Below are 14,844 nucleotides of genomic sequence, written 5' to 3'. Positions count from 1 at the left end.
CTGACCTCCCGAAATCGTAGGGCGGAAAAGCGCAGCGCCTTCCGCCGTTGGATGTACCACCTGCGTTCGATGCATCCAAAACGGCGGATAACGCTGCGCTCATCCGCCCTACTTTTACTCTCTGGTGATGAACAAGCAGCCTCTTCTCACCTGCACCCGGATCCGGGTTTGAGGCGTGAAGCCGGCTGCTAATAGCCACTTGCCACGCAGCCGGATCCAGGGGGTTCTGAGCTTACCCTCCGGGCAGACGCCGACGGTTAAATGCCGGTCTGGATAGCTGTTGATTGTGGAAATGGTGGTGGGACGGTCTGGTGCGGGTGGAGATTTGCCTGATTGTTTAGGCGGTGTGGCTTTAGTCATAGTGGTTTCCTTTTGGTTGCGCTATTGAAGCAACCTCCCGCTTTCAAACGGGAGGACGGCAGGCGGCAGGATTGAAAGACCGGAACCAAAAGGAAAAAACCGGTAGCCCGAAGGCTCCCCACCACTGCCGTCCATAGGGACGAGCAACGGTGTTCGTACATAAACCGCATTGCGCGGCATGCACCTTTTGGAATTAAAGGCTTTCAAACCTTATCCTCGATTTTTTTCTCAAGGACGGGGCCGACTATAAACGCAATTGGATGCCATGACAATCCGAGCAGTCGGTAGCTTGGGCTGCAAAGCCCAACATTTCCATCTCCGTCGCCACCAAATGTTGGGCTTTCCAGCCCAACGCTCCAAATTACACTCTGTTACACAGCCCCTGTAGACCCGCCCCCTCGCTAAGCCGTTAAGTCCTGGTATCGGCAGCAAATCCTATATAAGGCGGGGACATGACATTAACGATAAAAAAACGCTGCGTGCTCGCGGCTGCGCTACTGGTGGCCGGCAGCGGTGCGTTGAATGCCCAGGCGCAGGCCGATCAAGCGCCGTTGAACGATTCCGAAAAGGCGCTGCATGTCCTGAATCGGCTGGCTTACGGTCCGCGTCCGGGCGATGTCGATGCGGTCAAGCGGCTCGGCGCCAAGCGCTATATCGAGCAGCAACTGAATCCCGACAGTATTGCGCTGCCGGTCGAACTGACGGACAAGCTGTCCGGCTTATCCACTTATCAACTGACGCCGACCCAGCTGTATCAGCAATACGGGCCGCCCTCTTTCCCGCCTAACAGCGCCACGCCAGAAGAAAAAAATGCGGCGCGCCAGCGCGCCAACAAGGAAATCACGCCGCAAGCGCATCTGGCCCGGCTGTGGCTGGCGACCGAAAGCCCGCGCCAGTTGCAGGAGGTGATGACGGAATTCTGGTTCAACCATTTCAATGTGTTCGAGGGCAAGGATTGGGTCCGCTATTGGAATGCCGAATATGAAAAAGACGTGCTGCGGCCGAACGCGCTCGGCAATTTCCGCCAGCTGTTGGGCGCGGTGGCCCATCATCCGGCGATGTTGTATTACCTCGACAACTGGCTCAGCAGCGGCGCCAATACGCCGGAAGCCAAAGGCCGCTTCAAGGGCTTGAATGAGAACTACGGGCGCGAGTTGCTGGAGCTGCATACGATGGGCGTCGACAGCGGTTATAGCCAGGCCGATGTGATCGCGCTGGCGCGCATCCTGACCGGCTGGACCATTAACGAAAAAGGCATGAAAGATGGCCAGCCGCCGTTCATTTTTAACCCGCGCCGGCATGATGCCGGCGACAAGATCCTGCTCGGTCAGCGCATCCAGGGCGGCGACGCCCAGGAAGGCGAACAGGCTCTGGACAAGCTGGCAATGCACCCGGCCACCGCGCATTTCATTGCCAACAAGCTGGTGCAATATTTTGTGTCCGACCATCCGCAACCGGCTTTGGTCGAGAAGCTGGCGCGCCGTTTCCTGAGCACCGATGGCGACATCAAGGCGGTCTTGCACACCTTGTTCGACAGCCCGGAATTCTGGTCGCGCAGCAATTACCAAACCAAGTTCAAGACCCCGTATCAATATATCGTGTCATCGCTGCGCGCCACCGCGACGCCGGTGCTGAACGTCAAGCCTATCGACGGCGTGCTGAATCAGCTGGGGCAGCCGCTGTATGGCTGGCTGACGCCGGAAGGCTATAAATTTTCCGAGGAAGCCTGGCTCAATCCCGATGCGCTGCTGCGCCGGATCAATTTCGTCAATGGTTTGAGCAATGGCAAGTCGCCGATTGCGCGCAGTGAAACGCCGCCACCGGCAGCTGGATCGACACCCCCGCCGGCGGCCACCGTAGTGCCAGTCGATCCGCAGCAACTGATGCAAACATTGACGCCGATGCTGGATCAACGCAGCTTCGGCACGATTGCAAATGCGCCGCCCAATTTGCGAGTTGGGTTGATTCTTGGTGGGCCAGATTTTATGAAGAGGTAATTGATGAATCGTCGCGACTTTATTCGTAACCTTGGCCTGGCAACCGGCGGCGCCATCCTGATCCCGGTCGGTCTGTCCGGCTGCGTCGTAGCTCCGCCCGCCAAGCCGCAATCACGACCCAGCGCTAGTCCGGCACCCGCAACCGAACACCCGCTGTCCTACGGCACACCATTGAAGCGCGGCCACACCGCAGGCGACGGCACGCCGCGCATGATCGTTGTGTTTCTGCGCGGCGCGGTGGATGGTTTGAATGTGGTGGTGCCGCACGGCGATCGTCACTATTACCAGGCGCGGCCGACGATTGCGGTGGCGCGTCCGGGCGCCGACAACGGCGCGATCGACCTGACCGGTTATTTCGGCTTGCACCCGGCGCTGCAAACACTCAAGCCGTATTGGGATAGCGGCCAGCTGGCGTTTATCCACGCGTCCGGATCGCCGGATATGTCGCGTTCACATTTCGAGGCGCAGGATTTCATGGAAAGCGGCACCCCGGGCCAGCACAATACCCCCGACGGCTGGATGAACCGCATGCTGGGCAGCCTGCCGTCGTCGAACTCGCCGATGCAGGCCTTGACCTTGGGCGAGTCGGTGCCGCGTATCCTGACCGGCAAGGTGGTGGTCGCCAACATGCCGACCGGACGCGACGCCACCAAGCCGACCCTGATCGACCGCCCGGAAGTCAATCAAGCGTTTGCCGCGCTGTATGCGCAGGACGCCGCGCTGGGCAAGACGTACCGCGACGGTATTGCAGCGCGCAAGGAATTGATGGCCGACATCACCAGCGCCGAACAAAAGGCCGCCAACAACGGCGCGCCGCTGCCGAACGGACTGGCGATCGACACCGCCAGACTCGGGCGTCTGATGCGCGGCAATCCGGAGATCCGGCTTGGCTTTCTGGCGGTCGGCGGCTGGGATACCCACGCCAACCAGGGCAGCGGCAGCGGCCAGCTGGCGAACCGCTTGCGGCCGCTGGCGGATGGCTTGACCACGCTGGCGCGCGAGCTGGGCCCGGCGTTCAACGACACGGTGATTGTGGTGATGTCGGAATTCGGCCGCACCTTCCGCGAAAACGGCAACGGCGGCACCGATCACGGCCATGGCAATGCGATGTGGTTACTGGGCGGAAATATTCGCGGCCGCAGCATTTACGGCCAATGGCCGGGGATAGACGACAAGTCGCTCAATGAAGGCCGCGACCTGGCCATCACCACCGACTTCCGCGCCGTGCTGGCGAGCTTGGCGGAAAAGCACATGCGCATCGGCGATGCGGCGATGCAGAAGCTGTTCCCGCAGTTTGCGGCGGGCAGCGGTCGTTCGTTGAATTTTTTGGTGTAAGCGTCACCGGCTTCAACTTGCAACGCGTAGGTCGGAAAAGCGTAGCGCCTTCCGACGTATTGCACGCCGTCGATCAAGGGAACGCCCGATGATCGATTGAAGTTCGTTGCGGTGGAAGGCGCTACGCTTTTCCACCCTACGATGCGTGGCAGACGAATGTCGGCTAGCGCACCAGCGCCTTGATCACCGCCCACTGCCGCCGTGAAATCGGCAAGCGGTGATCGATATCGCGCAGTATGGTTTGCCATGTTTCCATGGTTTTTTCGGCAACGCCGTCATCGGCATCCACCGCATTGGTGGCGCGTTCGACGCCGACGATGGCGTTGCGCGCCACCAGCGCGTTGCGGTGCACCCGCACGAAGTATTCCGCCAGCTCTTCTTCGATCGACACCAGCGAATCTTCGATCAGGTATTCCTTGCTCTTGGTGCGCAAGGTCACGTACTTCAGCTCTGCTTTGAGGTAGATCACCTCGGTCACCGGCACCAGCAGCAGACGGCCGCGCTCCTGCACCGAGAAATACTGACGGCGGCGCGCCATGTCGGGCGCGGCGCCGGCATCGGCCGGCGCCGCCGGTTGCGATGGCCGGCGCCAGCGGCTGGCGCGCATGATGGCTTGCGCCAGCCGCATGGCGCGTACCGGCTTCAGCAAATAATCGAAGGCTTGCACGTCAAACGCGTTGAGCGCGTAATCGTCGTAGGCGGTCACGAAGATAATCAACGGCGGCTCGGTGGCATTTTTTTTGGCGGCGTCGATCAAATGCTCGGCCAGCTGCAAGCCGCTCATGCCCGGCATTTGCACGTCCAGCAACACCACATCCGGCGCGGTGGCGGCAATGCCGTCCAGCGCTGCCTGCGCATGCGCCGCCTCGCCCACCAGATAATGCGGACAGTCGGCGACGATATCGGATAGCAAGGTGCCCAATCTGGCGCGCGCAGGGGCTTCATCATCGACAATAAATATGCGGGGGATCATGGGGAAACGATGAGCTTATCGGTTGGTTAATGATTGCTTGATGGCTGCTTAGTGATTGCTTAATGGCTGATCAGCGTTGTTTATTTTTCTTTGGCGTATTGAGCGCGGCTTTAACGTAAGGAAACCGCACCCGTACTTCGAACTGCCCGAGCGTGGTTGCGGTCGTCAATTGCCCCTCGACATCGTAAAGCAAAGACAGCCGTTCGCGAATATTATCCAGCGCCATCTGGTTGCCTTCTGGTAGCGCTGTCACGCCTTTGCCGCGGTACGGATTATAGGGATTGGTGATGACGATCTCAATCCGGTCCAGCGAACGGCTTAATTGAATCCGGATCAGCGCCGGGCCGGTGCTCGGCTCGACGCCGTAATGTACGGCATTTTCGATCAGGGGCTGCAATAACAGGGTCGGGACCTGGGCTCGATAGATGGTTTCGTCGCTGATGCCGTCGCGCTCCCACTGCATTTTCAGGCGGTCGCCGAGGCGGATCTTTTCGATCGACAGGTATTGCCGACACAATCGGATTTCTTTTTCCAGCGTGGTCATGACGCTGCCGTCGCGCATCAATACCCGAATCAAATCGGCCAAATCTTCCAGCGCCGCTTCGGCCCGGCGCGGTTCGGTCCGGATCAGCGACAGCACCGCGTTGAGGCTGTTAAACAGGAAATGCGGACGAATCCGCGCCTGCAATGCCTGCAAGCGCGCCTCCACCAGCACCGGTGAAAAGGCCTTGGCGCGCAACTCAAAATAGTGTTGCAGCACAATCCCGAACAAGGCCGCCACCAGTGCCGCCAGCGGCATGCCCTCGCCCGCGCTCAGCTGCGAAAACCCGCTGAGAAACCAGCCGAACTCATACAACAGCCGCATCACGATAATCGTCAATACAGCCGGCACCGCCGCGCATAACAGACGCTGCCCCCAGACCGGGATCGCATGCGCCACCCGTTGCAAACAACACAACATGAACAAGGACAGGAAACAGGTCGCTTCAACCAGGCCGGAATGTTCGATAAAACTCAGCAACGCCGTTGACAAGTTGTCCATGCGCAGCAAGGCATTGATCATCATGCCGAGATTGACCGCCATCAGGGTCCGGAACGCGACCCCCAGATTGCAGCAATCGGGGATGACAACTTCGCTGGGTTGCTGGGCGGCAGTGTTGTCAGGCGGATTCGGTGAAGACATTGTTTGGCGCGGGGATGTAGGAATGGGACGGTTGCTTGGCGGCGGCGTTGTTGTTTTGTTTATTGGGTAGCTTATTGGCTTGCTCTATAATCGCGTGATTCACAGACTTACATCCACAGGAATTTCCAGGGCCTCAATTATGACAGCACAACTCTCCAAAAAAGGCGAAGCCTGGTCGGCCCGCTTTTCCGAACCGGTCTCGGACCTGGTCAAACGTTATACCGCTTCGGTATTTTTCGACAAGCGCCTGGCCGAAGTGGACATTCAGGGCTCGCTGGCGCATGCCGAGATGCTGGCCCACCAACAAATCATCAGCGCCGACGACTATGCCGCGATCCAGAAGGGCATGAGCCAGATCCAGGGCGAAATCGCCGCCGGCCAGTTCGAATGGCTGCTGGACCTGGAAGACGTCCACCTGAACATCGAAAAGCGCCTGACCGAGCTGGTCGGCGATGCCGGCAAGCGGCTGCACACCGGCCGCTCACGCAACGATCAGGTGGCGACCGACATCCGGCTCTACATGCGCGGCGCGATCGACGATATTGACGGCCTGCTGCGCGAGCTGCGGCTGGCCTTGCTGGACCTGGCGGAACAGCACGCCGACACCATCCTGCCCGGCTTCACCCACATGCAGGTGGCGCAACCGATCACTTTCGGTCATCACGTACTGGCTTATGTAGAGATGTTCGGGCGCGACGCCGAACGCATGCAGGATTGCCGCAAGCGGGTCAACCGCCTGCCGCTGGGCGCCGCCGCACTGGCCGGCACCACTTTCCCTATCGATCGTCAGCGAGTTGCCGCCACGCTCGGTTTCGACGATGTCTGCCGCAATTCGCTGGATGCGGTCTCGGACCGCGACTTTGCGATTGAATTCTGCGCCGCCGCGGCACTGGTGATGACGCATATCTCGCGCATGTCGGAAGAGCTGGTGATCTGGATGAGCCCGCGGGTCGGCTTCATCGACATCGCCGACCGTTTCTGCACCGGCTCGTCGATCATGCCGCAAAAGAAAAACCCCGATGTGCCGGAACTGGCGCGCGGCAAGACCGGCCGAGTCAACGGCCACCTGGTCGCCCTGCTGACTTTGATGAAAGGCCAGCCGCTGGCCTACAACAAGGACAACCAGGAAGATAAAGAACCGCTGTTCGACACCGTCGACACGCTGACCGACACCTTGCGCATCTTCGCCGACATGGCGCGCGGCATCAGCGTCAAGCCGGAAGCGATGCGGGCCGCGGCGCTGCAAGGCTACGCCACCGCCACCGACCTGGCCGACTACCTGGTCAAGAAGGGCCTGCCGTTCCGCGACGCCCACGAAGCCGTGGCCCATGCGGTGCGCAGCTGCGTCGACCAGGCGTGCGACCTGAGCGACTTGACGCTCGATCAGCTGCGCGCATTCTCGCCGCTGATCGAAGCCGATATCTTCGCGGTGCTGACCTTGGAAGGCTCGGTCGCGGCCCGCGATCATATCGGCGGCACCGCGCCGAATCAGGTGCGGCTGGCGATTCAGTATTTGCGCGAAAAGCTAAGCTAAATGAATAGCGGGACAGAGTTTAAGAGTCACCGAAGCGTGGCGAATTACTCTGTCCCCAGCTAAACAAAAACAATTGCGGGACAGAGTTTAAGAGCCACCGAAGCGTGGCGAATTACTCTGTCCCCAACTGACTAAGCAGGAAGTTTGAAGCACCAACAAGCGATCGTAAAACAGAGCTTAAGCGCCATCGCAGCGTAGCAAATTATCCAATTACCCCTGCTACCGCCCGTAAAAGGCCGCAGCGGGTGTGCACAAAACCGCACTCGCGGTTTGTTCGCTTTTGATCGTAGCTTTTAAGCGACATCCCACCTTTCTTCCAGCGACCAAGGTTTTATTGAAGATCAAGGCAATTGGCGCCTCGCCAAGCCCTCGATTCGCCTGTCATTTAAGTGTTTCCTTATTGTTTATTGTGTATTTGTCCATTAGCATCCCTTCGGCATTACCAATTGATTAATACATCCATCATTGGCATCAGGGAGAAACGCAATGGCAAAACCAGCAGCCAGGGTCGGCGACCCGCTGTCGCACGGCGGCAGCATCATCAAAGGTTCATCTAATGTCTTCATCAACGGCAAGCCGGCCGCCTACGTCAGCAGCGAGGTCAATTGCAGCAGCGACGACAAGCAAACCATCAGCAAAGGCTCGTCCACCGTTTTCATCAACGGCAAGCCTGCCGTCCGCGTCAACGACACAACATCCTGCGGCGCAACGGTGACCAGCGGCTCGCCGAATGTGTTTATCGGCGATGGCGGTAGCCCGATCAGCCCGGAAGCGGCCGGGTATATCCTGTCGCGGCAGCAGACGCCGATGAGCTTTGCGGAACTGGCGGCATTGCTTGGCGTGGCGCCGTTTGGGATGACTGCCGGCGCTACGCTGGCGTCTCAGTTCAGGTCGGATGCGGATCCAGACTTGAACGTCAACGGCTATAGAAAAAATGCATTTGCGGGAAAAGAAACCAATCAATACGACCAGCATTTCGTGGTAGTTGATAGCACTGGCCAACAACCAGCGGAGGGTGTCGCGTACAGCATTAAGGCCGGATTTGGCGAACATCACGACATGCTGGACATCGAAGGTAAAACCGTCGAGGCATATTCCTCGTCGCCGCAAGAAGTCAGCCTGAAATACGCAGTGCAAACGCAAATCGGGGTGGCTAAACGATGAGTATCCCGATTGCCGTTGCAATGACAACGCCTTGCAGTGACCGCGAAGGCGTGCAATGTTCGATGGAGATTTTGCAGCTCCGCGATATCCCGGACACCATGGACAAGATGGGCTGGAAAATGGCAGCGCAGATCATGCGTCATTGGTTTTCGATTGAACCGGCTTGGGTGATGCCGCGCGATATCAAATTAGGGAAAGTTGACCCTCTCAATCTCACTCCAACACAGTACAACGACCAGATTATCAAGATGGCGTGGCTACTGAAATTTCCACGTGCAGTGGAAGCGCTCAACTACCTATACAAGAATTGGACAACGGAAAACGGAATAAACAGACTTAAAGCAAAATTAAAAAAAGCAGGCTGGAAGGCCCAGCATGTGTTGCCGTTCAAGTTGGGCAGTCGTTCCATGTCGGCGCGCGAGCTGGATAGCGTATGCCAGGTCAATATCAAGGAGTTCGGCACAAAACTGGACGTGCTCGACGAGCTGTACGGTGCTATCGGCGAAGGGCTTTTCAAGCTGGCGGTCGTCGGTGAAGCATACCCCGACTGGTTGCTGAAACAGGATACGTTTGTGGTCAAGCACATCGGCATTTACCTGCGCGACACTTACGATTTCAACAGCGACTCGATCTTCGAGCAGAATTTTCCGCTCGGCGTATGGAGCAACAGCCGCTTGCTGCATAAAGCAGAAACAGCGGCATATATGACGCTGTTCGAAATGAAAGATAAGAGCGAGCTGGCCGAGACATTTCCCGGCTTGGTGCCCGTGTTTAACGAGGACTTCCGGCGCTACCAAAAATTGCACAATGCAGGTGGTGATTTCGTGGTGTATTCGGATGTCATGTGGGTGCAAGTACCCAAAGGAATGGAGATACCTATACCGTGGTAACGATTAAAAAACGCTCGTTGATTTTTATCACTTTGCTCGTGCTGGCATCCTGCTTTATTTATTTCAGGTGGCATGAAGGAGCGCCGTATGATGACAAAGAATACAGCCCAAACAAGGAGTTCTATTTCCAGCGATTCAAGGTATTTAGTTTAGGTGAGTGGATACCAGGTATTCGCATGCCAGGACAGGGGGGCGATGCTCTTTACAGCATGAACGGCTATGTAAGAGTGTATTCCTCGGACGATAAATTTATTGGGGAGATATATGCACGTGCAATGCCGATTGCGGAAATATTCTGGCTTGATAACAAACTCATAGTTAACACCGGAGCAGGAGCAATGGATGGCGGCATAATCAAGCTACCGAAAGACGCGGAGACATTAAAAAATATCTCTGCGCTCAGCGAGCCTCGCTATGGAAAGAGAAGTTCATCAAGCGCACTATTGAATTAGTAGAGCCCTGCAAATGCCATATCAATCACAATAAATTTCCCCGGCGTACAAACATTTTGCCTGTACGCCGGGTATAATCCCCCGCCTTACGCAACACCTCCCCCGAGCCGGCCAAAAGCCGCGCCAGTCCAGTGTAAAACACCTCCTTTACCTGGCTAATGAATAAGTTGCGTACAGGGAATTTCGAACCGAAAATCCCTTATACTTTGTTCACTTTTGGTGCACCCACCCAGCGTGCGTCAAGAAAAAAACGATAAGAACTGTGTTCCTTGCAACGCTCGCGCGCGCAGCGGATGGATCGTCCTTGCCGCTTGCCCGAGCTTGTTCGGTATGCAGTCCGCAAGCAATCCGCATTCACTATTTCGGTCACTTGGAGGATACAAAATGCAATTCAACGCCGTTCTTAAAACCGTATTTACGACATCTTCGGCACTCGTCCTCGGTGCCAGCCTGGTCAGTTCCGCGCAGGCGGCCGATGTCAAACTCGGTCTGGCTGCGGCCCTGACCGGCCCGGCGGCCAAATACGGCGTCGCCATCAAGAATGGCTTTACGCTGGCTGCCGATGAAGTCAACGCCAAGGGCGGCGTCAACGGCAACAAACTGGCGCTGGTCGTCGAAGACGAGCAAGGCAAAAAAGAAGAAGCCATCAACGTCTTCAAAAAACTGATTTTCAAGGACAAGGTGCTGCTGGTGTTCGGCCCGACGCTGTCCAACTCGGCGTTTGCCGCCGACCCGATCGCCAACGCCTCGAAAGTGGTCGCTTTCGGCACCAGCAATACCGCCGACGGCATCACGGCGATGGGGCCGTTCACCTTCCGCAATTCGGTCATGGAAGCGGACGTGTTGCCGGTCACCACGCGCGCCGCGGTCAAGCATTACGGGATCAAGAAAGTGGCGATCATTTACGGTAACGACGACGCGTTTACCAAGAGCGGCTACGACGTGTTCAAGGCCACCCTGACCAGCCAGAAGATCCCGGTCACCACCACCGAAGCGTATGCCAAGGGCGATGTCGATTTCAAAGCGCAGCTGACCAAGATCAAGGCCACCAACCCGGACGCCATCGTCTGTTCCTGCCTGACCGAAGAAGCCGCCAACATCATCCTGCAAACCCGCGCCTTGGGCATGAAGCAGCCCTTCATCGGCGGCAACGGCCTCAACTCGCCGAAGCTGTTCGACATCGCCAAGGGCGCCGGCGACGGCACCATCATGGGCAGCCCGTGGTCGTCGGAAAACCTGACCCCGGCCAACCAGGCTTTCATCGCCGCTTACAAGGCGAAATTCGGCAGCGACCCGGATCAATTTGCGGCGCAAGCCTATGACGCGTTGCATATCGTTGCCGCGGCGCTGACGAAGGTCAAACTGAGCGGCGCCATCGACAAGGATAGGGTGGCGTTGCGCGATGCATTGCCGGCAGTGACTGTCGATGGCGCGACCGGCAAGTTTGCGTTCCGCAAGGCGCCGGCGGCCGGCGGCAAGGAAGTTGGCTACGATGCGCAGCAGGAGGCGATTGTGAATATCGCAAAAGGCGGCAAGTTTGTGCTTTTAAAGTAAAACTTTTTAAAAGTTACTACTCCGTGGCCCGTTAATAGAGGTCAGAGTAATTTTCGCAATACTGCTGCGAAAAAAAACTCTGACCCCTATTAACTACTGCTCGCGTACTGCACCCCGGTTAACTAATCTCGCTTGGTATTAAAGAAAAGCCTCCATGCTCCAACAACAACTCATCAACGCCCTCTCGCTCGGCAGCGTCTACGCGCTGTTTGCGTTGGGTTTCACGCTGGTTTTCGGCGTGCTTGGCGTCATCAATTTATCGCATGGCGCGATTTTCATGCTCGGCAGTTATGCCGCGCTGCTGCTGGTCGAACAACTGGCACTGCCGCTGTGGCTGGCGATGGTGATTGCGATGCTGGCGTCCGGCGCGCTCGGTCTGCTGGTCGATTTCCTGGTGCTGCGGCCGCTGCGCGCACGCAATGCGCCGCACCTGGCGCCGATGATCGCGACGATTGGCGTCGCCACCATCCTGACCAGTCTGGCGCAAGGCTTGTTCGGCGCGGAAAACAAGCGCTTCCCGGCCGGCACCATCCCCGAAGACAGTTTCAATTGGGGTCAATTGCATGTCACCGCGGTGCAAATCGGCATCGTCGTGATTTCATTTGTGCTGATGGTGGTGCTGCTGGCGATCATGCGCCGCACCCAGCTCGGCCGAGCGTTGCGCGCAATCGCCGAATCGCCGAAAGCCGCTTACCTGCTCGGCATCAATGTCGAAGGCTTGTTTTACCTGACCTCGTTTGCCGCCGCCGCATTGGGCGGCGCAGCCGGCGTGCTGGTCGGCCTGTCGTTCAACGCGATCACGCCGTTCATGGGACAGCCGATGCTGCACAAGGGAATCGCCGTCATCATCCTGGGCGGCATGGGCGATATTCGCGGCGCCATGCTGGCGGGGCTGTTCCTGGGCTGCGCCGAAGTGCTGACCGTGGCTTATATTTCAAGCGATTTCCGCGATGCGGTGGGATTCGGTTTACTGTTTTTGATTTTGCTGGTCAAGCCGTCCGGCATGTTCGGCAAAGTGCTGGAAAGGAAGGCGTAACAGCATGGGATTCATGGAATGGTGGGACGGCTTCTGGTCGACCTACAACACAGTCATTTTCAGCTTCGGCGTCAACGCCATGCTGGCGCTCTCGATTTACGTCACGCTGTCGTGCGGCTTGCTGTCGCTGGCGAATGCCGCCTTCATGGGCATAGGCGCTTACACCGCAGCCCTGATCAGCATGCAGACCGGCTTGCCGTTCCCGCTGGCGCTAGCCGCCGGCGGCGCGCTGCCGGCGCTGGTGGCGCTGATTATCGGCATCCCTACCCTGCGCCTGTCCGGCGTGTATCTGGCGATGGCGACGCTGGGCTTCGGCGAAGTGGTGCGGGTGGTGGTGCTGAACCTGGACATCACCGGCGGCCCGTTGGGACTGAACGGCATCCCGCTGACCACCGAATGGTGGCATATCGTATTGCTGCTGGCGCTGACGCTGTATCTGCTGGCCAGAATCCGACGTTCGAAAATCGGCCGCGCGTTCGAAGCGATCAAGGAAGATGAAGTCGCAGCGCGCCTGATGGGCATCAACGTCGCCGGCTACAAGCTGCTGGCGTTCGTCATCGGCGCCGCCATCGCCGGCGTTGCCGGCGGCCTCAATGCGCACTACACCTTCACCATCGGGCCCGGCAATTACGCGTTCGAAAACGCGGTCGACATCCTGACCATGGCGGTGTTCGGCGGCAGCAGCACATTGATCGGCCCGACCATAGGCGCGATCGTGCTGACCCTGCTGCCGGAAGCGCTGCGCGACTTCAACCACTATCGCCTGGCCGTCAACGGCTTGATCCTGGTGCTGGTCATCTTGTATTTACCGAAGGGGATCTGGGACCCGCGCCGGATGCGCGCTTTTCTCCAGCGCAAGCGCCGCACGGCGGGAGTCAACTGATGCTGCAACTCAAAAATATCAGCAAGAATTTCGGCGGCCTGCAAGTGCTGCAAGACGTCAATTTCAACGTGCCGCAAGGCGGCATTTTCGGCTTGATCGGCCCCAACGGCGCCGGCAAGACCACGGTCTTCAACTTGATCACCGGCCTGCTGCGCGCCTCCGGCGGCGGCATCCAGTTCGACGGCCAGGATATCGGCAAGGTGGCACCGCACAAGATTACCGAGCGCGGCATCGCCCGTACATTCCAGAACATCCGCGTGTTCAAGGAAATGACCCTGTTGGAAAACGTCGTGGTCGGCATGCACGAGCATATGGGCTACGGCTTTGGCAGCTTGCTGTTCAATCTCGGGTCGTATCGCCGGATCGAGGCCCAAGCCCGCGAGCGGGCGCTAGAGCTGCTGTCCTGGGTCCGCCTCGATCACAAGGCGCAAATGCTGGCCGACAGCCTGTCGTATGGCGAACAGCGCAAGCTGGAATTCGCCCGAGCGCTGGCCACCAAGCCCAAGTTGCTGCTGCTGGATGAGCCGGTGGCCGGCATGAATCCGGCGGAAAAAACCGAGCTGATGACCGAGATCCTGAACATCAAGCAACGCGGCTTCAGCATCTTCATGATCGAGCACGACATGCGCTTTGTGATGGGCTTGTGCGACCGCATCGCGGTGTTGAATTTCGGCCGTATCATCGCCGAAGGCACGCCCGGCGAAATCAAGAATAACCAGGAAGTGATCGAAGCCTATCTGGGCAAGGAAGAAGCGGAATGACGGGCAACGCAAAGCCGATATTACGGGTACAGGATCTGGCGGTTTCATATGGTCATATCGAGGCGGTCAAAGGCATAAGCCTGGCGCTCAACGAAGGCGAAATCACCGCGCTGGTAGGCGCCAACGGCGCCGGCAAAAGTACTGCGCTGCTGGCGATTTCCGGCTTACTGAAGCCGACCCGCGGTCAGGTCTTGCTGGACCAGCTGGAGCTGACCAGGCTGGCGCCGCACAAGATCGTGCAAAGCGGCGTGGTGCAAGTGGCCGAAGGGCGCGCCACGTTGACCACATTAAGCATCGCCGAAAACCTGGCGCTGGGGGCCTACACCCGCAAGGACAAGGCGCAAGTCGCACGGGATCTGGAGTGGGTGTATACGCTGTTCCCGGTGCTGCAGCGGCGACGCGACGGCTTGGCCGGCAACCTGTCCGGCGGCGAACAGCAGATGCTGGCGATCGGCCGCGCGCTGATGGCCAAGCCGCGCGTGCTGCTGCTGGATGAGCCTTCGATGGGATTGGCGCCGCTGCTGGTGCAGGAAATCTTCCGCATCGTCCAGGAAATCAATCGCACCGGGCTGACCATCCTGCTGGTCGAACAAAACGTGCGGCAGGCGCTGCGGATTGCGCAGCACGGCTACGTACTGGAAACCGGCAAGATCGTGCTGGCCGATAGCGGCAGCAATTTGTTGAATAATCCGAAGGTGCTGGAGGCGTATTTGGGTGGGTGA

At 58.4% G+C, this 14,844-nt stretch carries 14 protein-coding genes; 11 read left to right on the top strand and 3 right to left on the bottom strand.

The features are described from left to right. Window positions 1-114 precede the first annotated feature (114 nt). Window positions 115-360: a SymE family type I addiction module toxin gene (locus tag ACFPM8_RS11315; protein WP_378994596.1), complete on the bottom strand. Its 246-nt coding sequence runs from the start codon at window positions 358-360 to the stop codon at window positions 115-117. Window positions 361-812: 452 nt separating this feature from the next. Here ACFPM8_RS11315 and ACFPM8_RS11310 point away from each other — a divergent pair, with 452 nt between their 5' ends. Beyond that, window positions 813-2,357 carry a DUF1800 domain-containing protein gene (locus ACFPM8_RS11310; protein WP_378997646.1) on the top strand — a complete coding sequence of 515 codons (1,545 nt, stop codon included), beginning with the start codon at window positions 813-815 and terminating at the stop codon, window positions 2,355-2,357. Between the two features lie 3 nt (window positions 2,358-2,360). Then, window positions 2,361-3,692: a DUF1501 domain-containing protein gene (locus ACFPM8_RS11305; RefSeq protein ID WP_378997645.1), complete on the top strand. Its 1,332-nt coding sequence runs from the start codon at window positions 2,361-2,363 to the stop codon at window positions 3,690-3,692. A gap of 163 nt (window positions 3,693-3,855) precedes the next feature. On the opposite strand, the gene ACFPM8_RS11300 is transcribed toward ACFPM8_RS11305, so the two are convergent. Beyond that, entirely contained in the window at window positions 3,856-4,665 is an 810-nt protein-coding gene (locus ACFPM8_RS11300) for a LytR/AlgR family response regulator transcription factor (protein ID WP_378997644.1), read from the bottom strand. A 70-nt stretch (window positions 4,666-4,735) separates the two neighbouring features. Further along, window positions 4,736-5,848 carry a sensor histidine kinase gene (locus ACFPM8_RS11295; protein ID WP_378997643.1) on the bottom strand — a complete coding sequence of 371 codons (1,113 nt, stop codon included), beginning with the start codon at window positions 5,846-5,848 and terminating at the stop codon, window positions 4,736-4,738. A 139-nt stretch (window positions 5,849-5,987) separates the two neighbouring features. On the opposite strand from ACFPM8_RS11295, the gene argH reads away from it, so the two are divergent. From argH to ACFPM8_RS11250, 9 genes are all read left to right on the top strand, one after another. Next, window positions 5,988-7,382, top strand: a complete 1,395-nt coding sequence (gene argH, locus ACFPM8_RS11290; RefSeq protein WP_378997642.1) for an argininosuccinate lyase — start codon at window positions 5,988-5,990, stop codon at window positions 7,380-7,382. Between the two features lie 486 nt (window positions 7,383-7,868). Beyond that, entirely contained in the window at window positions 7,869-8,546 is a 678-nt protein-coding gene (locus ACFPM8_RS11285) for a PAAR domain-containing protein (protein WP_378997641.1), read from the top strand. Beyond that, complete coding sequence (locus ACFPM8_RS11280; protein WP_378997640.1) at window positions 8,543-9,436, top strand: DUF6402 family protein; 894 nt, start codon at window positions 8,543-8,545, stop codon at window positions 9,434-9,436. The genes ACFPM8_RS11285 and ACFPM8_RS11280 overlap by 4 nt, the downstream gene beginning before the upstream one ends. After that, window positions 9,430-9,888, top strand: coding sequence for a hypothetical protein (locus tag ACFPM8_RS11275; RefSeq protein ID WP_378997639.1), 459 nt, complete (start codon window positions 9,430-9,432; stop codon window positions 9,886-9,888). Before ACFPM8_RS11280 ends, ACFPM8_RS11275 begins: the two co-directional genes overlap by 7 nt. A gap of 384 nt (window positions 9,889-10,272) precedes the next feature. Beyond that, window positions 10,273-11,442: an ABC transporter substrate-binding protein gene (locus tag ACFPM8_RS11270; RefSeq protein WP_378997638.1), complete on the top strand. Its 1,170-nt coding sequence runs from the start codon at window positions 10,273-10,275 to the stop codon at window positions 11,440-11,442. 154 nt (window positions 11,443-11,596) lie between these two features. Further along, window positions 11,597-12,478 carry a branched-chain amino acid ABC transporter permease gene (locus ACFPM8_RS11265; RefSeq protein WP_378997637.1) on the top strand — a complete coding sequence of 294 codons (882 nt, stop codon included), beginning with the start codon at window positions 11,597-11,599 and terminating at the stop codon, window positions 12,476-12,478. A gap of 4 nt (window positions 12,479-12,482) precedes the next feature. Continuing rightward, entirely contained in the window at window positions 12,483-13,361 is an 879-nt protein-coding gene (locus ACFPM8_RS11260) for a branched-chain amino acid ABC transporter permease (RefSeq protein ID WP_378997636.1), read from the top strand. Next, window positions 13,361-14,122: an ABC transporter ATP-binding protein gene (locus ACFPM8_RS11255; protein ID WP_378997635.1), complete on the top strand. Its 762-nt coding sequence runs from the start codon at window positions 13,361-13,363 to the stop codon at window positions 14,120-14,122. The genes ACFPM8_RS11260 and ACFPM8_RS11255 overlap by 1 nt, the downstream gene beginning before the upstream one ends. Beyond that, window positions 14,119-14,844: an ABC transporter ATP-binding protein gene (locus tag ACFPM8_RS11250; RefSeq protein ID WP_378997634.1), complete on the top strand. Its 726-nt coding sequence runs from the start codon at window positions 14,119-14,121 to the stop codon at window positions 14,842-14,844. The genes ACFPM8_RS11255 and ACFPM8_RS11250 overlap by 4 nt, the downstream gene beginning before the upstream one ends.

The organism is Paraherbaspirillum soli, from assembly GCF_042654985.1.
GTDB classification, from domain to species: Bacteria; Pseudomonadota; Gammaproteobacteria; order Burkholderiales; family Burkholderiaceae_D; genus Paraherbaspirillum; species Paraherbaspirillum soli.
This window is presented reverse-complemented; position numbering and strand designations above follow the sequence as displayed.

Bases quoted from the DNA above. Each gene is read 5' to 3' on its own strand.
- ACFPM8_RS11280 (WP_378997640.1), top strand. From the start codon at position 8,543: ATGAGTATCCCGATTGCCGTTGCAATGACAACGCCTTGCAGTGACCGC.
- ACFPM8_RS11255 (WP_378997635.1), top strand. From the start codon at position 13,361: ATGCTGCAACTCAAAAATATCAGCAAGAATTTCGGCGGCCTGCAAGTG.
- ACFPM8_RS11295 (WP_378997643.1), bottom strand. From the start codon at position 5,848: ATGTCTTCACCGAATCCGCCTGACAACACTGCCGCCCAGCAACCCAGC.
- ACFPM8_RS11270 (WP_378997638.1), top strand. From the start codon at position 10,273: ATGCAATTCAACGCCGTTCTTAAAACCGTATTTACGACATCTTCGGCA.
- ACFPM8_RS11305 (WP_378997645.1), top strand. From the start codon at position 2,361: ATGAATCGTCGCGACTTTATTCGTAACCTTGGCCTGGCAACCGGCGGC.
- argH (WP_378997642.1), top strand. From the start codon at position 5,988: ATGACAGCACAACTCTCCAAAAAAGGCGAAGCCTGGTCGGCCCGCTTT.
- ACFPM8_RS11315 (WP_378994596.1), bottom strand. From the start codon at position 360: ATGACTAAAGCCACACCGCCTAAACAATCAGGCAAATCTCCACCCGCA.
- ACFPM8_RS11265 (WP_378997637.1), top strand. From the start codon at position 11,597: ATGCTCCAACAACAACTCATCAACGCCCTCTCGCTCGGCAGCGTCTAC.
- ACFPM8_RS11300 (WP_378997644.1), bottom strand. From the start codon at position 4,665: ATGATCCCCCGCATATTTATTGTCGATGATGAAGCCCCTGCGCGCGCC.
- ACFPM8_RS11260 (WP_378997636.1), top strand. From the start codon at position 12,483: ATGGGATTCATGGAATGGTGGGACGGCTTCTGGTCGACCTACAACACA.
- ACFPM8_RS11250 (WP_378997634.1), top strand. From the start codon at position 14,119: ATGACGGGCAACGCAAAGCCGATATTACGGGTACAGGATCTGGCGGTT.
- ACFPM8_RS11310 (WP_378997646.1), top strand. From the start codon at position 813: ATGACATTAACGATAAAAAAACGCTGCGTGCTCGCGGCTGCGCTACTG.
- ACFPM8_RS11285 (WP_378997641.1), top strand. From the start codon at position 7,869: ATGGCAAAACCAGCAGCCAGGGTCGGCGACCCGCTGTCGCACGGCGGC.